Here is a 22,632-nt window from a genome sequence, read left to right as displayed (position 1 = left end):
ATGTCAGCTGATCGCGCCGGCGGCGTCGGCCGCTCCGGCACCCTCGCGGGCGCGCGCGGCGGCCCGCAGCGTCTCGATCTCGCGCTCGAAGTCGGCGAGCGAGTCGAACGACCGGTAGACGCTGGCGAACCGCAGGTAGGCCACCTCGTCCAGGTCGCGCAGCGGGCCCAGGATCGCCAGTCCCACCTCGTGACTGGGCAGCTCGGCGGCCCCCTTGGCCCGGACGGTCTCCTCGACCTTCTGGGCGAGCAGCGCGATCGAGTCCTCGTCGACCGGCCGGCCCTGGCACGCCTTGCGCACCCCGCCGATGATCTTCGTCCGGCTGAACGGCTCGGTCACCCCGCTGCGCTTGACCACCGCGAGGACCGCCTCCTCCACCGTGGTGAACCGCTTGCCGCACTCCGGGCAGGAGCGCCGCCGCCGGATGAGCTGGCCGTCGTCGGCCTCCCGCGAGTCGACCACCCGGGAGTCGGCGTGCCGGCAGTACGGACACCGCATCGCCTGTCCTCCTTCATCGACCGCGGGCGACGACCGGCCGCACCCGGGCACGCGACACCACGGCGGGGCCACGTCGATGGCCGCCGCCGGGCGGACGTACGGAGAAGTGCGGTCTGTAGCCGAACCCAACCTGTAGGCAACTTACGCCCATGTGACTACTACATCTAGGGGTTGAACCTATGCCGCCCGCCGACGGTGGTCAAGTTGGCGCGGCCCGTCGGCGCGTCATCAGCATCACTTCCACTTTCCACCTCTTCCGGAGGCCACCGAGGAGCCCAACGGGCCACCGGCCCGACGGTCACGCGGCGCGCCGATAGAACGTTCGTTCGAGAGCGTCGTACCATTTATCAGAACAGGTGTTCGGAAATCCAGGATTTCGGCCCGACACGCCGAAGGAGGTCGTACAGATGTTTGAAAATGACCGATCTCACCTATACGGTCAGGATCAACCGGGCGGCACCCGAGCGGCGCAGCCGGTCGCAACACCCCCGTACGCACCACGAGCCGCCAAGGCACCCAGCGCCGACCAGGGAGGACGGACGTGACCGAGGACCGGGCCAGCCGGCCGAAGAACCCGCAGCCGATCGCCGAGGCGGGTCCGCCGGCCACACGGCGCCGCACCGCCGCCCGCAGCCGGACGGGTCAGCCCGCCGTGCGCCCGGTCACCCCGGTGGTCAGCAGCTTTCCCGACCCCGCCACGGTCGACCTGACCGCCCGGCAGCGCCGGATCCTGGAGTTCATCCGCAGTTGGGTCGAGCGGCACGGCTACCCGCCGAGCGTGCGGGAGATCGGCGAGGCGGTCGGCCTGGTGTCGCCGTCGAGCGTCGCCTACCAGCTCAAGGAGCTGGAGAAGAAGGGCTTCCTGCGGCGCGACCCGAACCGCCCCCGGGCGGTCGACGTCCGTGCCCCCGCCGACGCCCTCGACGACGAGGCGGCCCGCGCCCAGCGCCCGGCCCCGGCGTACGTGCCGATGCTCGGCCGGATCGCCGCCGGTGGCCCGATCCTGGCCGAGCAGGCGGTGGAGGACATCTTCCCGCTTCCCCGCGAGCTGGTGGGTGAGGGCGAGGTCTTCATGCTCCAGGTCAAGGGCGACTCGATGCTCGACGCGGCGATCTGCGACGGCGACTGGGTGGTGGTCCGGCAGCAGCCCAACGCCGAGGCCGGCGACATCGTGGCCGCCATGCTCGACGGCGAGGCGACCGTGAAGACCTACCGGCGCCGGGACGGTCACGTCTGGCTGATGCCGCAGAACCCGGCGTTCGACCCGATCCCCGGCGACGACGCCACCATCATGGGCCGGGTCGTCGCCGTGCTGCGCCGGATCTGACCGACCGGTCTCCCGGGTGCCGGCCGGGCGGCCGTCACCCGGTCCGCGCCGTCAGTAGCGGTCGCCCCGGTGCTGTTCGCGGCCCGAGTAGCCGCCGTACTGGCCGCCCCGGCCGGGGCCCGGCTCACCGCCGCCCGGCCGGCGCTCGCCGTACGGGCGGTCCTCGTCGCGGCGGGGTGGCTCGGCTCGCCCACCGCCGTAGACCCCGCCCCGGCCGCCACCGGGCTGACCGCCGTACACGCCACCGCCGCGGTTGCCACCCCGGCCACCGCCGCCCTCGGCCGGACGGGGACCGCCGCCGTACCCGCCACCACCGGCCGGGCGGCCACCGCCGTACACCCCGCCGCCGGCAGGCGGCCCGGCCCGGCCCGGCGTGCCGTTCACCGCGCCGCCGGGACGACCGGCGGGCGGCGCCCCGGCGCCGTAGACCCCGCCGGCCGGGGCCGCGCCGCCGTACACGCCGCCGCGCGGGCGGTCACCGCCCGGCTCGTACGCGGTCTCGTCCCGCTCCGGCTGGTCGGCGTCGCCGGCCCCGCCCCGGCCGGCGGCGCGCTGCTTGCGCGCCCGCAGGATGCCGAAGATGCCCGCGCCCACCAGCAGCGCGCCGAGCACGCCGACCGCCGCGATCAGGTAGGTGATGTCGTCCAGGGTCAGCGTCGAGAACCAGGACCTCTCGGCCTTGGGCTTGACGGCGGGCCCGGCCCCGGGATCGAGCGCCTCCGCGCCCTTGGTGGACGGGGTGTACGCCAGGACGTCGATGGCGTCGTCGGGGGCCAGTTCGCCGCCGTCGGAGACGGTGACGAAGAGTTTCCCGTCGGGGGTGTAGGAGATCGCCTCGCCGAACGGGTCGGCCAGCGGAGTGACCCGCGGCTTGCCGGTGGTCAGCGCGCCGACGATGTCGCCGCCCGCCACGTCGTACTCGAAGGCGTCGGCGTAGGTGCGCAGCACCACCTTCGAACCGTCCGGTGAGCGGGCGGCGCCGGTGATGGAGACCCGGCCGAAGACCCCGAGCCGGTTGTCGGTGTTGGTCTTGGGCAGGGTGACCTGGCCGACCTTCTTCATCGGCACCGGCTCGGTGTCACCGGTCTTCAGCTTGGCGGACGGGGTGAAGATCTCGGCCGCGCCGCTGGGCACCTTGGTGATCACCAACGGCAGGTTGTCCGCCCCGATCAGCAGCGCCTCGGCGTCGCGCGGCTTGCCGTCCGGGTACGACATCCGGTGCAGCTTCGGCTGCGCCGAGCCGTCCACGGGCATGCTCCACACGGCGATCCGGGGCCGCTTGCGGTCGTTGTCGCCGATGTCGCCGATGAAGAGCGTCCTGCCGTTCGGCGAGAGCGCCAGGTCCTCGGTGTCCAGCGGCCCCTGGCCGGTGTAGCGCACCGGGTCCTTGGCGATCTCGCACTTGGTGTCGAGGAAGAAGACCCGCTTACGGCTGTCCTTGTCGCTGCCGTCGTTGATCACGACGTAGCCCGACTTGGTGGCCACCAGCCCGGAGAGCTCGCGGAGCCGCTCGTCGGTGATGGTGCAGCGCTTCTTGCCGGGCGCGGGGGCGGAGGACGCCGGAGCCGCCGCCTGGACGGCACCGGAGAACGCCACGGTCACCCCGAGCAGGCCGAGGGCAACCGTGACCGAGGAAGCAGCGCGGCGCATGGGCTCAGTGTCGCATGCCCGCCCCGGCAACCGGTGACGCCGCAGCGCGGTCACCGGTTGCCGGCCACGACCTCCGCCTCGACGGCCCGGAAGGGGGCCAGTTCGGCGGCGAGCGCCTCGTTGACCCGTACGTGCAGCAGGGTGCCCTCCGGCAGGTGGGCGGTGCTGAGCACCTCGCCCTGCCGGTGCAGCCGGGCCACCAGGTCACCCCGGTCGTACGGCAGCACGGCACGGACCTCCACCGCCGGGCGCGGCAGCCGCTGCTCGACGGCCTCACGCAGCCCGTCGATGCCCCGCCCGGATCGGGCCGAGACGAAGACCGCCTCCGGCCAGAGCCGCTTCAGCCGGAGCAGTTCGTCCTCGTTCGCCGCGTCGGTCTTGTTGACCACCAGCAGCTCGGGCAGCCGGTCGGCGCCGACCTCGGCCAGCACCTCACGCACCGCGCGGACCTGCTCCTCCGGGTCGGGGTGGGTGCCGTCGACGACGTGCACCACCAGATCCGCCTCGGCGACCTCCTCGAGCGTCGAGCGGAACGCCTCGACGATCTGGTGCGGCAGGTGCCGGACGAAGCCCACCGTGTCGGAGAGCGTGTAGAGCCGCCCGTCGGCCGTGGTGGCCCGGCGGGTGGTCGGGTCGAGGGTGGCGAACAGCGCGTTCTCCACCAGCACGCCCGCCCCGGTGAGCCGGTTGAGCAGGCTGGACTTGCCGGCGTTGGTGTAGCCGGCGATGGCCACCGCGGGCACCGCGTTGCGGGAGCGCCGGGCCCGCTTGGTCTGGCGTACGGTCCGCATGGCCTTGATCTCGCGGCGCAGCCGGGCGATCCGGTGCCGGATCCGGCGCCGGTCGGTCTCCAGCTTGGTCTCACCGGGACCGCGCAGACCCACACCGCCGCCGGCGCCACCCCCGCGACCCGAACCACCGGTCTGCCGGGACAGCGTCTCGCCCCAGCCGCGCAGCCGGGGCAGCAGGTATTCCAGCTGGGCCAGCTCGACCTGGGCCTTGCCTTCCTTGCTCTTGGCGTGCTGGGCGAAGATGTCGAGGATCAGCGCCGTCCGGTCGACCACCTTGACCTTGGTGCGCTGTTCGAGGTTGCGCAGCTGCGACGGGGACAGCTCACCGTCGCAGATCACCGTGTCGGCGCCGGTGGAGAGCACCACCGCGCCCAGGTCGTCGACCTTGCCCCGGCCGACGTAGGTGGCCGGGTCGGGGCGGTTGCGGCGCTGGATCAGCCCTTCGAGCACCTGCGAGCCGGCCGTCTCGGCCAACTGCGCCAGCTCGGCGAGGGAATTGTCGGCGTCCGCCTGGGTGCCCTCGGTCCAGACCCCGACCAGCACGACCCGCTCCAGCCGAAGCTGGCGGTATTCCACCTCGGTGATGTCGGTGAGCTCGGTGGAGAGACCGGGGACCCGCCGGAGTGCCTGCCGTTCGGAGAGCTCGTACTCGCCGGTGGTGGCGTCGAGCCCGTCGTCGGTGGGGGTGAGGTAGGTCTCCTCGTCGCGCAAACCGCGTCTCCTGTCAGTTATGTCCGCTCCCGCGTGAATTCGGGCGCGTATCAGCAATCCTGACATGTGGCAACGCCCGGCGCACCTGCTATATGCCCGTGGCCGTACCCACCGGTAGTGGGGGCGGCTACCGGGCCCACCGACCGGGCGAGTAGAAATGCGAGTCGAGCCGACCAGCGATGACGAGGGGTTTCCGTGGCCATCACCCGACTGCCGAGCGCCGGATTCTCGATCACGATCCGGATCGCGGTCCCCGCGGACGCGTCCTCGATCGGCCGGCTCACCACCGCCGTCGGTGAGGCCGGCGCGATCGTGACCGCCCTGGACGTGGTCGACTCCGACCCCACCAACGTGATCGTCGACCTGACCTGCGACACCGCCGACGCCAGCCACGCCGACCAGGTGGTCGACCGGCTCACCGCGTTGGACGGGGTGGACGTCCGCAAGGTCTCCGACCGCACCTTCCTGCTGCACCTGGGCGGCAAGATCGAGGTCAGCTCCAAGGTGGCCCTGCGCACCCGGGACGAGCTGTCCCGCGCGTACACGCCGGGGGTGGCCCGGGTCTGCCAGGCGATCGCGGAGAACCCGGCCGACGCCCGCCGGCTCACCATCAAGCGCAACACCGTCGCGGTGGTCAGCGACGGCTCGGCGGTGCTCGGTCTGGGCAACCTCGGGCCGGCCGCCTCGCTGCCGGTGATGGAGGGCAAGGCGGCCCTGTTCAAGCGCTTCGGCGGGGTGGACGCCTGGCCGGTGGTGCTGGACACCCAGGACGCCGACGAGATCGTCGCCATCGTCAAGGCCATCGCCCCCGCGTACGGCGGGATCAACCTGGAGGACATCGCCGCGCCGCGCTGCTTCGAGATCGAGGCGAAGCTGCGCGAGGCGCTGGACATCCCGGTCTTCCACGACGACCAGCACGGCACCGCCATCTGTGTGCTGGCGGCGCTGACCAACGCCCTGCGCGTCGTGGGCAAGCAACTGGCGGACGTCCGGGTGGTCGTCTCCGGCGCCGGCGCCGCTGGCACCGCGATCATGAAGCTGCTGCTGCGCCAGAGCGTGGGCGACATCATCGCGTACGACCGGCAGGGCGCCCTGCACCGCGGCCTGACCGGGCTCAACCCGGCCTGGCAGTGGCTGGCCGACAACACCAACAAGGACAACTACGCCGGCGACCTGGCCGGCGCCGTGCGCGGTGCCGACGTCTTCATCGGGGTGAGCGCGCCGAACCTGCTCACCGGGGACGACATCGCCACCATGGCCAAGGACGCGATCGTCTTCGCGCTGGCCAACCCGGACCCGGAGGTGGACCCACGGGAGGCGCGCAAGCACGCCGCCGTCGTGGCCACCGGCCGCTCCGACCAGCCGAACCAGATCAACAATGTGCTCGCCTTCCCGGGCGTGTTCCGGGGCATGCTCGACGCGCACGCCGAGGAGTTCACCGAGGAGATGGCCCTGGCCGCCGCCCGGGCGATCGCCGACGTGGTGGGCGAGGAGAAGATCAACCCGACGGTGATCGTGCCGAGCGTCTTCGACTCCCGGGTCGCCCCGGCCGTCGCCGCCGCCGTGCGCGCCGCCGCCCAGAACCCCGCCACCGCCGCCACCCTCACCGGCACCCCGACCCGGGCCACCTCCGAACCCCCGGCCGACCTCCCCGAAGTCGCCGCCGAAGCCTCCGCCACCCCCTGACGGCCGCCCACCCCACCAAGTGTCGACCAAGGAGTTTGCGTCGCCGACGAGGCGGATCCCGACGCAAACTCCTTGATCAACGCGCAGGGTGCAAGGCGGTGGGGGTCAGGGTGCCGGTGGCCAGGAGGACGGCGGGGCCGGCCAGCCAGCAGGAGTCGTCGGTGACGGTGACCGTGAGGCGGCCGCCGGGAACGTCCACCGCCACCGTGCCGGTGTCGCGGGACAGGTCATGCAGGGCCACGGCGGCGACCGCGCAGGCGCCGGTGCCGCAGGAGAGGGTCTCCGCCGAACCGCGCTCGTAGACCCGCATCAGCACGTGCCCGTCGGTGCCGTCCACCGGCCCGCCGGGGGCGGTGAACTCGACGTTCACCCCGGCCGGAAAGAGCGCCGGGTCGTAGCCGGGGGCCCGGGTCAGGTCGAGCGCGGCCAGTTCCAGGCCGGCCGGCAGCGGACAGACCAGGTGCGGGTTGCCGACGTCGACCGCGGTGCCGGGCAGGCTCAGCCCGCCCAGGGCGGCGGCCGAGGCGTCGTACAGCCGGGGGCGCCGCATCTCGACGGCGACGGCCTCCCCCTCGATCCGCGCGCGCACGACGCCGGCCCGGGTGCCCACCGGCAGCGCCGCGCCGGACGGGACGGCCAGGCCGGTCTCCAGCAGGTAGCGCACGAAGACCCGGGCGCCGTTGCCGCACATCTCCGCCAGTGACCCGTCGGAGTTCCAGTAGTCCATGAACCACTCGGCCTCGCCCGCCACGGCCGCGCCCTCGGGATGCTTGGCCGCGCGCACCACCCGCAGCACGCCGTCGGCGCCGATCCCGCGGCGGCGGTCGCAGAGCGCGGCGACCAGCGCGGGCGTCAGGTCGAGCGCGCCGTCCGGGTCGGGCAGGATGATGAAGTCGTTGCCGGTGCCATGGCCCTTGGTGAACTCCACGCCCCCATCATCGCCGATGGTCGGCGACCATCCGCAGGGCAGTGTCGAGGAATGCGGGCGCGGCCGAGTCCAGCCAGTGGATCCGCGGGTCCCGGCGGAACCAGGACCGCTGCCGCCGGACGAAGCGCCGGGTGGCCCGGACGGTCTCGTCGCGCGCCTGGTCCTCGGTCAGCTCGCCGGCCAGCAGGCGCAGCACCTGCTGGTAGCCGAGCGCCCGGCTGGCCGTACGCCCCTCGGCCAGGCCCCGGCCGGCCAGCTCGCGGGTCTCCGCGACCAGGCCGTCGGCCCACATCCGGTCGACCCGCAGCGCGATCCGCTCGTCCAGCAGCGCGGTGTCCAGGTCGACCCCGAGCTGGACGGACGGGTAGAAAGGTGTCGGCTCGGGCAGGGCGGCGGTGAACGGCGCCCCGGTCAGCTCGATCACCTCCAGCGCCCGGACGATCCGCCGGCCGTTGCCGGGCAGGATGCCGGCCGCCGCGGCCGGGTCCGCCGCGCGCAGCCGGGCGTGCAGCGGCGCCGGGCCGGCCGCGGCCAGTTCCGCCTCCAGCCGCTCCCGCACCGCCGGGTCGGTGCCGGGGAACTCGAACTGCTCCAGCACCGCCCGGACGTACAGCCCGGACCCGCCGACCAGCAGCGGCACCCTTCCCCGGGCCAGGATGTCGTCGACCGCGGCGCGGGCCAGCCGCTGGTACTCGGCGACGCTGGCCGGCTCGGTCACCGCCCAGATGTCGAGCAGGTGGTGCGGCACGCCCTCCCGCTCGGCCGGGGTGAGCTTGGCGGTGCCGATGTCCATCCCCTGGTAGAGCTGCATCGAGTCGGCGTTGACCACCTCGCCGTCGAGGGCGTGCGCCAGGGCGATGCTCAGCGCGGACTTGCCCGCCGCGGTCGGCCCGACCACGGCGACGACGGTGCTCACGGGGCCGCCTCCTGTTCGCGACTGCGGGGCTCGCAAACCCCGCTCACTCCTCGCGCTCACGGGGCCGCCTTCTGTTCGCGACTGCGGGGCTCGCAAACCCCGCTCACTCCTCGCGCTCACGGGGTCGTCCAGTTCGCCACGAAGTAGGCAACGCCGTAGGGGGCCCGGTGGTAGCTCAGCGCGCCCCGCCAGTCGCCGCCGGCCGCCCGGACCGCGCCGGCCAGCACCTGCCACGGCGCCCGGCCGGCGACCTTCAGCGCCGCCGAAAGCGCCGGGTCCAGGCCGAGCAGGGCCGCCACGTCCGCGCCGGCCAGGGCCCGGGCGACCCCCTCGTCGTACGCCTCGGCGCGCGGGTCGTCGTAGCCGGGCGCCTGGACGCCCCGGCAGGCCGACCCGTCGCCCAGCACCAGCAGCGCGACCCGGCCGGTGGACTCCGCGACCAGGGCCGCCCCCAGTTCGGCGCACTCGTCGGGCGACGCGTCGGCGGCCACAGCCTGGGCCAGCCGGGGCAGTTCGGTGCCGGAGCGGCCGGCCAGCCAGGCGCCGATGGTCAGGCTCAGCGGCAGGTACGGCCCGCCGGCGCAGTTCACCCGCCACAGCGGCACCGCCCGATTCAGCCCGTACGCGTCGAGGGTGCCGTAATCGGCGGGGCGGAATGTCCGGGTCTGCGGCCCGGCGCCGACCAGCAGCAGGTGGTCCGGCTCGGCGTCGAGCAGCGTCGACACGGCCGCGCCCGCGGCGGTGCGCAGCTCGTCCAGCTCGGGCGCGGCGGCACCGGCCAACTCGGGCACCAGCAGCGGCGGGTGGGGGCAGACAGCGGCGGCGACCAGGGGCACCTGGCAACGGTAGCGACCTCCCCGGCTTCGGCACGCACCTCCCCGGGGCCGGGCCACATCCACTGTGGGTCGTCTCCGCCGTGACCCAGGACACCTCCGGGCGGCCCGACGGGCCGGCGCCGCCCGCGTGGATACCGACACCGAGGCACTACGACACCGTATGGTCACGGTCGACGACAGGCGCTCGACACGGACCGGGTCGGACCTGTGACAATGCCGGGAGTAACTTGGCTGCGCCGTGGCGGCGATCGCGGGAGTGTCCCGTCGACGCCGGGAGAACGAGGATGGGCACATGAGCGACTGGACTGCCTTCGGACGGGTGGACGCGGACGGCACCGTGTACGTCAAGACGGCCGAGGGCGAGCGGGTGGTCGGGTCCTGGCAGGCGGGGGCCCCGGAGGAGGGGTTGGCCCACTTCGCCCGCCGCTACGCCGACCTGGTGACCGAGGTGGATCTGACCGAGGCCCGGCTCAACTCGGGCGCGGCGGACGCCGGCCACTCGCTGACCACGATCCGGCGGATCCGCGCCTCGCTGGCCGAGGCGCACGTCGTCGGCGACATCGACGCCCTGGCCGCGCGGCTGGACAAGCTCGCCACCGTCGCCGAGGAGAAGGCCGGTCAGGCGCGGGCCGCCCGGGACGCCGCCCGCGTCGAGGCCGTCGCCCGCAAGACCGCGCTGGTGGAGGAGGCGGAGAAGCTGGCCGCCGAGTCCACCGGCTGGAAGACCGCCGGTGACCGGCTCAAGGAGATCCTCGACGAGTGGAAGACCATCCGCGGGGTCGACAAGAAGGCCGACGGTGAGCTGTGGAAGCGGTTCGCCGCCGCGCGGGACGGCTTCACCCGGCGCCGAGGCGCCCACTTCGCCACCCTGGACCAGCAGCGCAAGCAGGCGCAGGGGGTCAAGGAGGAGCTCGTCGCCGAGGCCGAGAAGCTGACGGACTCCACCGACTGGGCGGTCACCGCCAACCAGCTCAAGGACCTGATGAACCAGTGGAAGGCCGCGCCGCGGGCTTCCAAGGAGGCCGAGCAGAAGCTCTGGGAGCGGTTCCGCGCCGCCCAGGACGCGTTCTTCAGCCGGCGCAGCGAGGTCTTCTCGGCCCGGGACAACGAGCAGCGGGCCAACCTGGAGCGCAAGCAGGCGCTGCTGGCCGAGGCCGAGGCGCTGGACGTCGAAGGCGACCCGAAGGGCGCACAGGCCAAGCTGCGGGACATCCAGGCGCAGTGGCACGAGGCGGGCCGGGTCCCGCGCGAGGCCGCCGCCGGCCTGGAGCGCCGCCTGCGCGTCGTGGACGACAAGGTCCGCGAGGTCATGGACTCGGCGTGGCGGCGCACCACCAAGGAGGACAGCCCGCTGCTGGCCCAGATGCGGGCGCAGGTCGCCGAGGCCGAGGAGCGCCTCGCCCGGGCCCAGGCCGCCGGCGACGCCCGCCGGGTCAAGGAGGCCGAGCAGGCGCTCGCCTCCAAGCGGCAGTTCCTCCAGCTGGCCGAGCAGACCGGCTGACCCGAACCACCCCCGGAAGCCCTCGTTCCCGCTCGGGATCGGGGGCTTCCGCGCGTCCACCCGTTGACGCATCGAGGTCGGCTGATCAGAATGGGCGACGGAGCTGAGGATCCGGCACCGGCACCAGGGCACCGGCGGCATCGCCGCCGAAGATCGCCGGCGCTACCCGCGATTGGCCGTCCACATGTCGCGGCCCGACGCGCGCCATCGGCGTACTCGATGAGGAGCGGGCCGCCTCCCCCGGGTCTCACCGCCCGCGGCGGCTGCGCCGCGCGGGCATCCGAAGTGGAGCTCCGATGCACCGACCCACCGCTCTCGGCGGCGCGCTCGCCGCGCTCGCCACCGCCGCGGCCGGCGTCCTCGTCGCCGCCGCCGTCAGCACCTCCCCGGCCGCCGCCGCCAGTGGCGGCACCGGCACCGGCTACCTGCACACCAGCGGCAACAAGATCGTCGACAGTACGGGCGCGACCGTCCGGCTCACCGGCATCAACTGGTTCGGCATGGAAACCGACAACAAGACCTTCCACGGCCTGTGGTCGAGCAACCCGTGGCGCGGCCAGCTCGACACCATGGCCCGGCTGGGCTACAACACGCTGCGCATCCCGTACTCGAACGACGCGTTGAAGCCGGGCGCGACGGCCACCGGGATCAACGACTTCGTCAACCCGGACCTGGTCGGGCTCTCCCCGTTGCAGATCCTCGACAAGGTGATCGACTACGCCGGCGGCAAGGGGATGCGGGTCATCCTGGACCGGCACCGGCCCACCGCGGCCGGGCAGTCACCGCTCTGGTACACCTCGACGGTCTCGGAGGCGACCTGGATCGCCGACTGGAAGATGCTCGCCCAGCGGTACGCCAACAACCCGACCGTGATCGGCGCGGACCTGCACAACGAGCCGCACGCCGAGGGGACGAACCCGGCGGCCACCGGCGCCTGCTGGGGCTGCGGGGACACCGCCCGGGACTGGCGGCTGGCCGCCGAGCGGGCCGGCAACGCCATCCTCGGGGTGCAGCCGAACTGGCTGATCTTCGTGGAGGGGGTGAGCTGCCCCAGCGGCGGCCTGTCGAACGTCTGGGACAACGACCCCAGCAACGACGAGGACTGCGGCTGGTGGGGCGGCAACCTGTCGAAGGCCGGGCAGTTCCCGGTCCGGCTGAACGTGGCCAACCGGCTGGTCTACTCCCCCCACGAGTACGCCACCAGCGTCTACGAGCAGGAGTGGTTCAAGGCCGCCAACTACCCGGCGAACCTGCCGGCGATCTGGGACAAGTACTGGGGTTACCTGTACAAGCAGAACATCGCGCCGATCATGATGGGTGAGTTCGGCAGCACCCTCGCCGACCCGCGGGACAAGGTGTGGCTGCAGAACCTGATGGCCTACACCGGCACCGGGGTCACCGGCATGTCCTTCACGTACTGGTCGTGGAACCCGAACTCCGGCGACACCGGCGGCATCGCGCTGGACGACTGGACGAACATCAACACCACCAAGCAGTCGATCCTCCAGCCGTACCTGATCCCGCCGGTGGGCGGTGGTGGCACCCCCGGCCCCACCCCGACCGGGACCGGCTCGCCGTCGCCCACCAACCCGGCCCCCACCGGGGGCTGTACGGCGACGTACAAGCAGGTCAACGCCTGGGCGGGCGGCTTCCAGGGCGAGCTGACCGTGAAGAACACCGGCACCGGCGCGGTCAACCCGTGGTCCGTCACCTGGACCTGGCCGTCGGGGGTCACCCTGGCCAGCGGTTGGAACGCCACGGTCACCCAGTCCGGCAGCACGGTGACCGCCGCCGCCCCGGAGTGGTCACGGACGCTGGCCGCCGGCGCCTCCGTGACGATCGGTTTCACCGCCAACGGCACGGCCGCCGCCCCGTCCGCGGTCAAGCTCAACGGCACCGCCTGCTGAACCCGGGCACCACCACGACCGGGAGCGGCCCGCGGCCGACGCCGATGGCCGCGGGCCGCTTCCACCTCGAGCGGAGAGGGACACACCGTGCACTCAACCCCGCGTCGCAAGATGCTGATCACCGCCACCGCCACCGCCGCGCTGCTCGTCACCGGGATGCTGACCGCGGTCACCGCCCACGCCGCCACCGGCTGCGCGGTCAACTACTCGGTCGGCGGCCAGTGGTCCGGCGGCTTCACGGGCAACGTCACCGTCACCAACCTGGGCGACCCGATCACCGGCTGGACGCTGCGCTGGTCGTTCAGCGCCGGTCAGCGGGCCACCGAGGCGTGGAACGCCACCGTGACCCAGAACGCGAGCGCCGTCACCGCCACCGACGTCGGCTACAACGCGAGCCTGCCCACCGGCGCCAGCACGTCCTTCGGATTCAACGGGACCTGGAACAACACCAGCAACCCGGCGCCGACCAGCTTCACGCTCAACGGGGTGACCTGCACCGGCACCGCCACCCCGACCGGCGGCCCGACCACCCCGCCACCGCCCTCCGACCCGCCGCCGCCCATCCCGCCGCAGGCCGGCCTGGTGGGCTGGGCCACCCAGAACGGGGGCACCACCGGCGGGGGCGGCGCGCCGGCCAGCACCGTCACCAGCGCGAGCGCCCTCAGCACCGCGCTCGGCGCCACCGGCTCGGCGGTCATCCGGGTCTCCGGCACCATCTCCTGCACCGGCATGCTGCGGGTCCGGTCGAACAAAACCATCCTCGGCAACCCGGGCGCGACCATCGCCGGCTGCGGCCTCAACATCAGCGGGGACCGCAACGTCATCATCCGCAACCTGACCTTCCGGGGCTGGAACGACGACGCCGTCAACGTCCAGGAGTCGGCCACCAACGTCTGGATCGACCACAACACCTTCAGCAACGGGTACGACGGCGCGGTCGACATCAAGCGCGGCTCCGACTTCGTCACCGTGTCCTGGAACCGGGTGTTCAACCACGACAAGTCGATGCTGCTGGGGCACAGCGACGACAACGGCGGCCAGGACGCCGGCCACCTGCGGGTGACCTACCACCACAACTGGTTCGACGCGAGCACCCAGCGCCATCCCCGGGTCCGCTTCGGCAACCCGGTCCACGTCTACAACAACTACTACTACGCCAACAGCGGCTACGGCGTGGCCTCCACCATGAACGCCGGAGTCCTCGTCGAGGGCAACTACTTCGAGAACGTGAAGGACCCGTACCACCTCGGTGAGGGCAGCTCCGGGCCGGGCAGCCTGGTCGCCCGCAACAACCACTTCGTCAACTCGGGCGGCGGCCAGGCCGGCGGCAGCGTCGCGGGCATCCCGTACCCGTACACCCTGGACGGCGCGAGCAGCGTCAAGTCGATCGTGACGGGCGGCGCGGGCGCCGGCCGGATCACCGTCTGAGCGGTAAGGCGGGGGCCCCGGTTAACACCCGTTCGTCAAGAAGGGCCCCCGCCTAACGCCTCAGTGCGCGGAGCAGGCACCCGCCGGGGCGGGCTGCGCGGCCGGCGCGCCGACCGTGGGCAGCCCGAGCAGCACCCCGGGGGTACGCGGGGCGCGCCCCGCCTCGGCCGCGTCGCCGGCCCGGGTACGCCGGTGCGACAGCGGCTCGCCGTCGGCGTTGAGGTGGTGCGGGGCGGCGTACGTGATCGTGGTGTGCACGATGTCGCCGGGGCGGATCGACCCGGCCAGGTCACCGGTCGCGAAGTGCACGAGCCGGCCGTCCCGGGCCCGGCCGGACATCCGGCCGGTGCGCTCGTCCTTGCGCCCCTCGCCGACCGCGACGAGCACCTCGACGGTCTCCCCCAGCAGCCGCTTGTTCTCCGCCCAGGTGATCTCCTCGACACAGGCGATCAGCCGGTCGTAGCGCTCCTGCACGACCTGCTTGGGCAGTTGGCCGTCCATCGTCGCGGCCGGGGTGCCGGGGCGCTTGGAGTATTGGAAGGTGAACGCCGAGGAGAACCGGGCCGCCCGGACCACGTCGAGGGTGCGCTCGAAGTCGGCCTCGGTCTCGCCGGGGAAGCCGACGATGATGTCGGTGGTGATCGCCGCGTCCGGCATCGCCGCCCGCACCTTCTCGATGATCCCCAGATACTTCTCCGACCGGTACGAGCGGCGCATCGCGCGCAGCACGTCGTCGGAGCCGGACTGCAACGGCATGTGCAGGGAGTGGCAGACGTTCGGCGTCTCGGCCATCGCGGCGATCACGTCGTCGGTGAAGTCCTTCGGGTGCGGGCTGGTGAATCGGACCCGCTCCAGGCCGTCGATCTCCCCGCAGGCCCGCAGCAGCTTGCCGAAGGCGTACCGGTCGCCGAACTCGACCCCGTAGGAGTTGACGTTCTGGCCGAGCAGGGTCACCTCCAGCACGCCCTCGTCGACCAGCGCGCGCACCTCGGAGAGGATGTCGCCGGGGCGGCGGTCGCGCTCCTTGCCGCGCAGCGACGGCACGATGCAGAAGGTGCAGGTGTTGTTGCAGCCGACCGAGATCGACACCCAGCCGGCGTACGTCGACTCGCGGCGGGTCGGCAGCGTGGAGGGGAAGACCTCCAGCGACTCCAGGATCTCCACCTCGGCGGCGGCGTTGTGCCGGGCGCGCTCCAGCAGCACCGGCAGCGACCCGATGTTGTGGGTGCCGAACACCACGTCCACCCAGGGCGCCTTGCGGACGATCTCGCCGCGGTCCTTCTGGGCCAGGCAGCCGCCGACGGCGATCTGCATGTCGCGGTGCTTGTCCTTGACCGGGCGCAGCCGGCCGAGGTTGCCGTAGAGCCGGTTGTCGGCGTTCTCCCGGACCGCGCAGGTGTTGAAGACCACCACGTCCGGGGTCTCGTCGCCGGCGGGGGCACGCACGTATCCGGCCCGCTCCAGCAGGCCGGAGATGCGCTCGGAGTCGTGCACGTTCATCTGGCAGCCGTACGTCACGACGTTGTAGGTCCTAGCCACCTGCTCGGCGCCCCTTTCCTCGGGCTACCAGGGTAGCGGCCCGGTCGGCCGCGCTCACCGCCCGGCATTGACCCCGCCGGCCCATGGCGGGGGCACACGCCGGGCAGTACGCTGCACAGCAGGACTGTGTTCTGGGCGGTTTCGGGGGCTTTGCGCCACCGATGCGCGTCTCCGTACTCGGGGGAGCACATGACGAACCCGCGGGAGGCCACCGTGACGCTGGAAAACGACGCGCAGCGCACCGTCGTCACCCCCGACGGACGGCGACTCGCCGTGGAGACCTCCGGGGCGCCGGACGGCCCCACCGTGTTCCTCCTGCACGGCACCCCCGGCAGCCGCAGCGGCCCGCGCCCCCGCCCGGTCGTCCTCTACCGGCTCGGGGTGCACCTGGTCTGCTACGACCGGCCCGGCTACGGTGACTCGGACCGGCGGGAGGGCCGGCGGGTGGCCGACGCGGTGGCCGACGTCGCCGCGATCGCCGACGACCTGGGCATCGAGCGGTTCGCCGTGGTGGGCCGCTCGGGCGGCGGCCCGCACGCCCTGGCCTGCGCCGCGCTGCTGCCGGAGCGGGTGACCCGGGCCGCGGTGCTGGTCGGGCTCGCCCCCGCCGGCTCCCCCGACCTCGACTGGTACGCCGGCATGACCGACGGGAACGTCGACGACTTCGGCCTGGCCGACGAGGACGCCGCCGAGTTACGGCTGTCGCTGACCCTGCGCGCCCAGGACGCCCAGCGCGACCCGGTGACCCTGCTGGAGTTCCTCCGCCCGCAGCTCACCGAGCCGGACATCCGAGTGGTGGACGACGTGACGATCCGCCGCCTGCTGGCCGCCATGTACGCCGAGGCGCTGCGGCACGGCCCGGACGGCTGGATCGACGACGTGCTCGCCCTGCGCCGCGCCTGGGGCTTCGACCTCGGCGCCATCCGGGCGCCGGTGCGGCTGTGGCACGGCGAGCAGGACCGCTTCTCCCCGGTGGCGCACTCCCGCTGGCTCGCCGACCGCATCCCCAACGCCGAGGTCCAGGTGCAGCCCGGCGCGGCGCACTTCGGCGCGGTGGAGATCCTGCCGCAGACCCTCGCCTGGCTGACCACCCCCGAACTGGCCGACGTCCCGCGCCGCTGAGGCCGGCCCGGACCACTCAGAACGGGTTCGGGTCGATCACCCGGACCACCAGGCGGCGTTCCCGCAACGTCTGCACGCTCGGGTGGTCCTGCCCGATCACGTCGGCCAGCCGGTCCGCGGCGGCCGCGTCGTCCGCCTCCGGTCCGCCGCCGCCGGTCCGGCGCACCACCAGCGCCAGGTCGCCCAGGCAGCGCAGGGTGTCCGGGTGGCCCGCGCCGACCGCGTGGGCGAGCCGTTCCGCGACATCCCGCAGCCGGTCCCGAGCCTGCTCCCAGTCGCCGTCCTCGGCCAGGCAGACCGCGTGGTTGACCTCCGCGGCCAGGGTGTGCGGGTGGTCCGTGCCGAGCACCTTGCGCAGCTCCTCGGCGGCCCGGCCGGCGGTGGCCCGCGCGGCGGAGCGGCGGCCCAGGGCCCGCTCGGCGGCGGACCGGTTGCTCAGCGTCGCCAGCGTGTGCGGATGCGCCGGGCCGAGGCGCAGCACCTCCTCGTACGCCCGGGCCACCGCGGCCATCTCGGCCAGCGCCCGGGCCTCGTCCCGGACGGCCAGCAGGTTCGCCGCGCGGCTCGACCGGCAGGCCACCGTGTCCGGGTTGTGCGGCCCGAACCGGTCGACCAGCGTCCGGTAGGCGGCCTCGAACATCGGCGCGGCCTCCCCGGGGCGGCCCACGCTGCGCATCGACACCGCGAGGTTCACCTGCGCGGCCAGGGTCTGCTGGTCCTCCGCGCCGAGCACCTGCACGAAGCTGTCGAACACCCCGCGCAGCAGCGCCACCGACTTCTCGTACTCGCCGGCCTCCCGCAGGTCCGTGCCGAGCCGGACCGCGGAGAGCAGGGTGTACGGGTTGGTCGGGCCGAGCACCACCCGCCGCCGCTGGTGCACCTCGTCGTCCCAGCGCAGGGCCGCCCGGTAGTCGCCGACCAGCCGGTACGACACGGCGAGGTTGTTGGCCGCGCTCAACGTCCGGCGGTCGTCCTCACCGAGCACCTGCACCCAGGAGGCGTAGGTGGCGCGGTCCCGGTCCAGCGCCTCGCCGTACCGGCCGAGGGCCCGCAGGTCACCGGCGAGGCTGCCCGCCGTCATCAGGGCGTGCGGGTGCAGCTCGCCGAGCCGCCGGCGCTGCTCGGCCAGGACCGCCTCGTCGAGGTCCCGGGCCTCGGCGAACCGGCCCAGGCTGCGCAGGATGTTCGCCCGGTTGAACCGCAGGTGCAGCAGCTGCCGCGGCAGCGCCCCGCCGGCGTCCGGCCCGTCGAGCTGCGCCGACCAGAGCTCGTCGACCCGCTGGCTGAACTCCTCGGCCTGGGTCAGGCCGCCGCGCTGCCACAGGTACCGGACGCGGTCGATGAGCAACTGGCGCACCGACTCCTCGGGGCAGGTGAGCGCCTCCGACACCTCCAGGTGCGGCCAGAGCATCCGCAGCCGGGGCCAGGTCGCCGGGTCGTCCACGTCGCCGCGCGGCCGGGACGCCGCCAGCACCAGGTGGACCTGGTGCCGGGCCTCGGCGATCTCCTCCGGGGTCATCCGGTCCCGGACCACCGCCTGCAACAGCCGGTGCACCTGGATCCGGCCGCCCTGCACGTCGAGCTTGAGCAGCGCCAGCCGGTTGATCTGCTGGACCAGGGCGCCGCGCACCAACCGCTCGGAGACCGACGGGTCGTACGCCACCAGCGCGCCGGCCATCTCGTCGCTGTAGACGAGGTCCAGCGCGATCTCCGGCGCCAGCACCGAGCAGAGCTGCAACAGCCGGTAGGCGGCCGGGGCCCGGTCCCGCAGCCGGTTGAGCGACAGGTCCCAGGTGGCCTCCACCGACAGCGCGCTGGGCCCGTGCCGTTCGATCAGCCGCAGGTAGTCGGGGACCGCCGTGCCCGTCTCGGCCAGCCAGGCGCCCGCCGCGGCGACCGCGATCGGCAGGTCGCCGAGTGCCTCGGCGACCCGGTCCGCCTCCTCCGGGCTGACCGCCGGGACCCGCTGGGTGAGGTGGGCGACGCTCTCCGCCCGGTCGAAGACGTCCACCTGGATCGGGTTGGCCCGCTCCCCCCACGCCCGGTTGCGCGAGGTCAGCAGCACGTGCCCGGCGCCCTGCGGGAGGAACTGCTCGATGTGTTCGAGCTCCTCGGCGTTGTCGAAGACGACGAGCCACCGCTCGTACGGCTCGCCGCGGCCGAGCGCCTGGAGCACGGTCTGCACGGTGTCCGGCAGCGTCGGACCGGTGGGCAGGTCGAGCCGCGGCGCCAGGTCGGCCACCGAGGTGTCGACGAACTGCGGCGGGTCCGCCACGACCCACCAGACCAGGTCGTACGCGGACCGGAAGCGGTGCACGTATTCCAATGCCACCTGGGTCTTGCCGACGCCGCCCATGCCCTGCAGGGCGACCGGCAGCACCACCGCGCTGCCCCCGCTCTGCAACTGCCGGCGCAGCTCCGCCAGGTCGTCCTCGCGGCCGGTGAAGCGGGCGTTGCGGTTCGGCGCGTTGAAGATCGCCGGTTCGGTGCCGGGGTAGCGGGCCGCGCCGGCCGGCGCGCCCTGGGCGGCCGGCGGGACGGGCCGGCCGACCAGCCGCAGCACCCGTTCCACGGCGGTCTCCGCGGTGACGTTGACCAGTTGGGCGGAGGCCTGCGCCGGGAACTCGGCCAGCGGTCGCAGGTCGGCCACGTAGGCGGCGAGGGCCGTCGAGCCGGTGCTCGGCTCCCGTGGCGGCAGCTCGCCGGCGGGCGTGGCCAGGTAGGCCGGCGAGACGACGGTCAGCGTCCGCGGCGCCGGGCTGGCCGCCGAGCCGACCGCGGCGGCCGGGTCGACCACCCGCAGCCCGGCGGCGCTGAGCACCCGCTCCAGCCACTCCGCCCAGACCGCGTCCTCGGGGGCGTACCGGAGCACGATCTGGTCGTCGACCGCCTCGGCCCGGCGCCGGAAGCGCGCCTTGCCCCGCTCCCGGACCGACTCGTCCATCACCGGCAGGGCGGTGACCTCGCCGTCGGTGAGGATCCCGGTCAGCGTCTCGAACGCGGCGAGCAGCGAGGTCGGCGAGCCGGGCGGGTCGCCGAACGTCGCCAGCGTCTCCTCGTACGCGTAGAACGGCCGGTACGGCACCTCCACCGCGGCCCAGTAGCGCCGCCGTTCCGCCTCGGTCATCCCGGTCGGCAGCCCGGCGAACCGGCGCATGGCCAGCGAGCGGCCGGCCTCCGCCTTCTCCTTCTCGGCCTGGTCGACCCGCATCGGCACCGGCAGGATGCGGATGTCGCGGCGGCGGAACCGGTCCCGCACCGAGTGCGCCACCCGGGCCGCCCCCTCGATGCCCTGGTCGCTGAGGGTGAAGCAGTCCACCAGGGTGTCCGGCAGGTGCAGGGTGCAGATGTCGGCGACGTCGCTGAGGCCGGTACGGCTGTCGATCAGCGTGTAGTCGTACTCGCGCCGCAGATCCGCCCGCAGCGCCTCGAAGAACTGCGCGCCGCCCAGCCGGTTGTAGAAGTTGTCCCAGTCCAGGCCGCTCACCGACACCGCGTAGTCGCTGTTCTGCCGGCCGGCGGAGAGGAAGTCCAGGCTGCCGCCGTCCGGGAAGGTCCAGCGCAGCGAGAAGGCGTGCCGGCCGACCCGGGCGAACTGTTCGACCCAGCGGTCCGGCCGGTCCGCGGTCCGGGTGGTCTCCCACTCGTAGTCGCGGATCAGGTCGATGACCCCGCTGGTGTTCTGGATCGCCTCGGCGTCGAGGAAGGGGTGGAAGAAGCGGTGCAGGCCGGGGGATTCCAGGTCCCAGTCGGCGACCAGCACCCGCCGGCCGTTGGCGGCCAGGATCCAGGCGACGTTGGCCAGTGCCATCGTCCGGCCCGTCCCGCCCTTGAACGAGTAGAACGTGACGACCTGGCCTTCGCGATCGTTGCTCATCGGTGCTCTCCATGGGGGAACGGCGACGCCGGATCGTCGTGGGCTTCGGTCTGCTCGGCCCGGGTGGGCCGGGGCCCGTCCCGGAGGCTGGGCGGCGGCTCCGGGGGCTCGGGGAACTCCGCCACCGGGCCGTGTTTGAGGTATTGGCGGCGGGCCTCGGTCACCAGCGCGGGGATGAGCGCGACGAACTCCCGCACGCTGCCCGCCCGCTTGACCTGCGGCACGCCCGCATTCTGCAACATCGTGGTGACGTCCTCGGCGAGCCGCGCGCCGCTCTGCGGGTCGTCGGCGTCGGTGATCACCGCCGGCACCACCCAGGGCCGCAGGCCCCGCACGGCCGCGACGAGCGCGCCCACCGCGCCGGGCGCCGCCGCCACCCACGGGTCGATCAGCAGTACGGCCGGCCGGCGGTCGAGCAGTTCACCGGCGGCGTCGAAGTCCACCGGGCGGGCCGAGAGGCCCAGCCGCTCGGCGGTGCTGACCGCGTACTCGGCCACCGGCAGCTCCTGCTGGTCGCCGAAGGGGCGCCAGCCGCGGCTGGTGGCGGCGTACCGGCCCGCGCCGCGGCCGGCCGGGAGCCGGTCCCGGGTGGGCGCCAGCACGGCCACCGCCAGGTCCGGGTCGACCGGCGCCGGCCGGGCCACCTCGTCCAGCCCGGGTGCCCGGGACGGGACGAGCGGGTGGCGTTCGGCCGCGTCCACGATCCGGCCGGCCAGCCGGGCCAGCAGGGCGAAATACTCGTCGTGGTAGACGTCCAGCATGCACAGCGCCCGCGCCCCGTTCTCGGCATAGCCGGGCAGCCCCTCGCCGAGGGCCCGCGCGGGCGCCAGGTCGGGGTGCAGTTCCCAGGTGGGGAACGGGATCCAGAGCACCGGTGCCAGGTGGATCGCGGGGTCGGCGCCCGGCGCGACGGCCAGTCGACCCCGGAAGGAGGCCTGCTCCCCCAGCGCCCAGGGCCGGCGGAAGTAGCCCGGGGAGTACAGCGGCACGAAGACCTGGGCGCGGCCGAGCGCCTCGGCCAGCGCGGCCTTCCAGTCGGCGCCGAGCGGGATCTCCTGGTCGTAGAAGCCGATCCCCATCCCGGCGGTCGGCCGGGCCAGGCGGGACACCTCCGCCGACAGGTCGGCGAAGAACCGCCCCACCCAGGTGTCGGTGTCGGTGCGCCCGCCGTGCGGCGGCACCGAGTGGGCGTAGCTGAGGAAGAAGTACGTCCCGCGGCGGCTGGCCGCGCCGGCCGGCGGGCTCATCCCCGCCCCCCGGCGAAGAGGTTGCGCAGCTCGCCGACGCCCGCCGGCACCAGGGGCTCGATCCGGCACGCCCGGTGGATCGCGACGATGCGCTGGGCGAGCCGCCAGACCACCGCCCGGTACTCGTTCTCCAACCGCAGGGTCAGCAATCCGTAGACTCCTTCCCGCTCGTACTTGCCCACCACGTCGGCGGGCATCGGCGTCGGCGAGAACCGCTGGATGTCGCGGATCACCTTGGGCAGGTCCACCTCGTGGGTCGGCGACCAGTTCACCGGCACGATCGCCGTCTCGTGGGCCGAGAAGCCGGGGCTGCGGGGCACCACCCGGCGGCGGGAGAAGGCGTGCCACTCCCGGCCGCACCAGTCGCTGCCGAGCAGCGCGCTGGACAGCAGGGGCACGAAGACCTGGCAGGTGCCGGCGGCGCGGAGCAGCTCCGGGTTCCACCGCTGCCCGCCGGCCATGGTGCTGTCCATGAAGCCCGGGTCCACCCCGGGCTCCGGGCCGACCAGCTCGCTGACGTGGACCGACAGGTCCTCGAAGAACTGTGGCACGTAGTCGAAGGGACCACCGGCCGCCCGGTGCGGCCGGGAGTAGCTCAGGAAGAACAGCGGCGCCGGCACCCCCGGGCTGTCCACTGTGCTCACCGATGCGCCTCCGCCCTCCCCACG

The 22,632-nt window shown here is 73.7% G+C and carries 16 protein-coding genes; 6 read left to right on the top strand and 10 right to left on the bottom strand.

The features are described from left to right. Nucleotides 1-3 precede the first annotated feature (3 nt). Nucleotides 4-498, bottom strand: coding sequence for a transcriptional regulator NrdR (gene nrdR / locus AB0H57_RS01245; RefSeq protein WP_357501457.1), 495 nt, complete (start codon nucleotides 496-498; stop codon nucleotides 4-6). A gap of 541 nt (nucleotides 499-1,039) precedes the next feature. Here nrdR and lexA point away from each other — a divergent pair. Further along, nucleotides 1,040-1,825: a transcriptional repressor LexA gene (gene lexA, locus AB0H57_RS01240; protein WP_357501456.1), complete on the top strand. Its 786-nt coding sequence runs from the start codon at nucleotides 1,040-1,042 to the stop codon at nucleotides 1,823-1,825. A 51-nt stretch (nucleotides 1,826-1,876) separates the two neighbouring features. Here the strand turns inward: lexA and AB0H57_RS01235 are convergent, their stop codons facing one another. Together AB0H57_RS01235 and hflX are read right to left on the bottom strand one after the other, a co-directional pair. Next, the gene (locus AB0H57_RS01235; RefSeq protein ID WP_357501455.1) at nucleotides 1,877-3,475 is read right to left on the bottom strand and encodes a hypothetical protein; all 1,599 of its coding nucleotides are present in this window, start codon (nucleotides 3,473-3,475) and stop codon (nucleotides 1,877-1,879) included. A 50-nt stretch (nucleotides 3,476-3,525) separates the two neighbouring features. Next, nucleotides 3,526-4,977: a GTPase HflX gene (gene hflX, locus AB0H57_RS01230; RefSeq protein WP_357501454.1), complete on the bottom strand. Its 1,452-nt coding sequence runs from the start codon at nucleotides 4,975-4,977 to the stop codon at nucleotides 3,526-3,528. A gap of 195 nt (nucleotides 4,978-5,172) precedes the next feature. On the opposite strand from hflX, the gene AB0H57_RS01225 reads away from it, so the two are divergent. Beyond that, complete coding sequence (locus tag AB0H57_RS01225; RefSeq protein WP_357501453.1) at nucleotides 5,173-6,663, top strand: NAD-dependent malic enzyme; 1,491 nt, start codon at nucleotides 5,173-5,175, stop codon at nucleotides 6,661-6,663. Nucleotides 6,664-6,739: 76 nt separating this feature from the next. On the opposite strand, the gene dapF is transcribed toward AB0H57_RS01225, so the two are convergent. The 3 genes from dapF to AB0H57_RS01210 all read right to left on the bottom strand — a co-directional run bounded on the left by dapF (nucleotide 6,740) and on the right by AB0H57_RS01210 (nucleotide 9,343). Then, complete coding sequence (dapF, locus tag AB0H57_RS01220) at nucleotides 6,740-7,591, bottom strand: diaminopimelate epimerase (protein ID WP_357501452.1); 852 nt, start codon at nucleotides 7,589-7,591, stop codon at nucleotides 6,740-6,742. A 7-nt stretch (nucleotides 7,592-7,598) separates the two neighbouring features. Next, the gene (miaA, locus tag AB0H57_RS01215) at nucleotides 7,599-8,543 is read right to left on the bottom strand and encodes a tRNA (adenosine(37)-N6)-dimethylallyltransferase MiaA (RefSeq protein ID WP_357501697.1); all 945 of its coding nucleotides are present in this window, start codon (nucleotides 8,541-8,543) and stop codon (nucleotides 7,599-7,601) included. Between the two features lie 80 nt (nucleotides 8,544-8,623). Next, complete coding sequence (locus tag AB0H57_RS01210; protein WP_357501451.1) at nucleotides 8,624-9,343, bottom strand: class III extradiol dioxygenase subunit B-like domain-containing protein; 720 nt, start codon at nucleotides 9,341-9,343, stop codon at nucleotides 8,624-8,626. A gap of 292 nt (nucleotides 9,344-9,635) precedes the next feature. Here AB0H57_RS01210 and AB0H57_RS01205 point away from each other — a divergent pair, with 292 nt between their 5' ends. The 3 genes from AB0H57_RS01205 to AB0H57_RS01195 all read left to right on the top strand — a co-directional run bounded on the left by AB0H57_RS01205 (nucleotide 9,636) and on the right by AB0H57_RS01195 (nucleotide 14,179). Further along, nucleotides 9,636-10,844, top strand: coding sequence for a DUF349 domain-containing protein (locus AB0H57_RS01205; RefSeq protein ID WP_357501450.1), 1,209 nt, complete (start codon nucleotides 9,636-9,638; stop codon nucleotides 10,842-10,844). Between the two features lie 296 nt (nucleotides 10,845-11,140). Next, a complete protein-coding gene (locus AB0H57_RS01200; protein ID WP_357501449.1) occupies nucleotides 11,141-12,751 on the top strand; it encodes a cellulase family glycosylhydrolase in 1,611 nt (536 codons plus the stop codon). 87 nt (nucleotides 12,752-12,838) lie between these two features. After that, entirely contained in the window at nucleotides 12,839-14,179 is a 1,341-nt protein-coding gene (locus AB0H57_RS01195) for a cellulose binding domain-containing protein (protein ID WP_357501448.1), read from the top strand. Between the two features lie 60 nt (nucleotides 14,180-14,239). Here the strand turns inward: AB0H57_RS01195 and miaB are convergent, their stop codons facing one another. Beyond that, nucleotides 14,240-15,718 (bottom strand): tRNA (N6-isopentenyl adenosine(37)-C2)-methylthiotransferase MiaB, encoded by a 1,479-nt coding sequence (gene miaB, locus AB0H57_RS01190; RefSeq protein WP_357501447.1) that lies wholly within the window; start codon nucleotides 15,716-15,718, stop codon nucleotides 14,240-14,242. A 213-nt stretch (nucleotides 15,719-15,931) separates the two neighbouring features. Here miaB and AB0H57_RS01185 point away from each other — a divergent pair, with 213 nt between their 5' ends. Further along, entirely contained in the window at nucleotides 15,932-16,840 is a 909-nt protein-coding gene (locus AB0H57_RS01185) for an alpha/beta hydrolase (protein ID WP_357501446.1), read from the top strand. Nucleotides 16,841-16,856: 16 nt separating this feature from the next. Here the strand turns inward: AB0H57_RS01185 and fxsT are convergent, their stop codons facing one another. Genes fxsT through AB0H57_RS01170 form a run of 3 tightly spaced genes read right to left on the bottom strand, consistent with a single transcriptional unit; the run spans nucleotide 16,857 to nucleotide 22,608 of the window. Further along, nucleotides 16,857-20,717: an FxSxx-COOH system tetratricopeptide repeat protein gene (fxsT, locus tag AB0H57_RS01180; protein ID WP_357501445.1), complete on the bottom strand. Its 3,861-nt coding sequence runs from the start codon at nucleotides 20,715-20,717 to the stop codon at nucleotides 16,857-16,859. Beyond that, nucleotides 20,714-21,964: a TIR-like protein FxsC gene (locus tag AB0H57_RS01175; RefSeq protein WP_357501444.1), complete on the bottom strand. Its 1,251-nt coding sequence runs from the start codon at nucleotides 21,962-21,964 to the stop codon at nucleotides 20,714-20,716. The genes fxsT and AB0H57_RS01175 overlap by 4 nt, the downstream gene beginning before the upstream one ends. After that, nucleotides 21,961-22,608, bottom strand: a complete 648-nt coding sequence (locus AB0H57_RS01170; RefSeq protein ID WP_357501443.1) for a TIR-like protein FxsC — start codon at nucleotides 22,606-22,608, stop codon at nucleotides 21,961-21,963. The genes AB0H57_RS01175 and AB0H57_RS01170 overlap by 4 nt, the downstream gene beginning before the upstream one ends. Nucleotides 22,609-22,632: the final 24 nt, after the last annotated feature.

Origin of the sequence: Micromonospora sp. NPDC050686, assembly GCF_040654475.1 — a bacterium.
GTDB lineage: Bacteria > Actinomycetota > Actinomycetes > Mycobacteriales > Micromonosporaceae > Micromonospora.
This window is presented reverse-complemented; position numbering and strand designations above follow the sequence as displayed.

Bases quoted from the DNA above. Each gene is read 5' to 3' on its own strand.
- nrdR (WP_357501457.1), bottom strand. From the start codon at position 498: ATGCGGTGTCCGTACTGCCGGCACGCCGACTCCCGGGTGGTCGACTCG.
- AB0H57_RS01235 (WP_357501455.1), bottom strand. From the start codon at position 3,475: ATGCGCCGCGCTGCTTCCTCGGTCACGGTTGCCCTCGGCCTGCTCGGG.
- AB0H57_RS01205 (WP_357501450.1), top strand. From the start codon at position 9,636: ATGAGCGACTGGACTGCCTTCGGACGGGTGGACGCGGACGGCACCGTG.
- AB0H57_RS01200 (WP_357501449.1), top strand. From the start codon at position 11,141: ATGCACCGACCCACCGCTCTCGGCGGCGCGCTCGCCGCGCTCGCCACC.
- fxsT (WP_357501445.1), bottom strand. From the start codon at position 20,717: ATGAGCAACGATCGCGAAGGCCAGGTCGTCACGTTCTACTCGTTCAAG.
- AB0H57_RS01175 (WP_357501444.1), bottom strand. From the start codon at position 21,964: ATGAGCCCGCCGGCCGGCGCGGCCAGCCGCCGCGGGACGTACTTCTTC.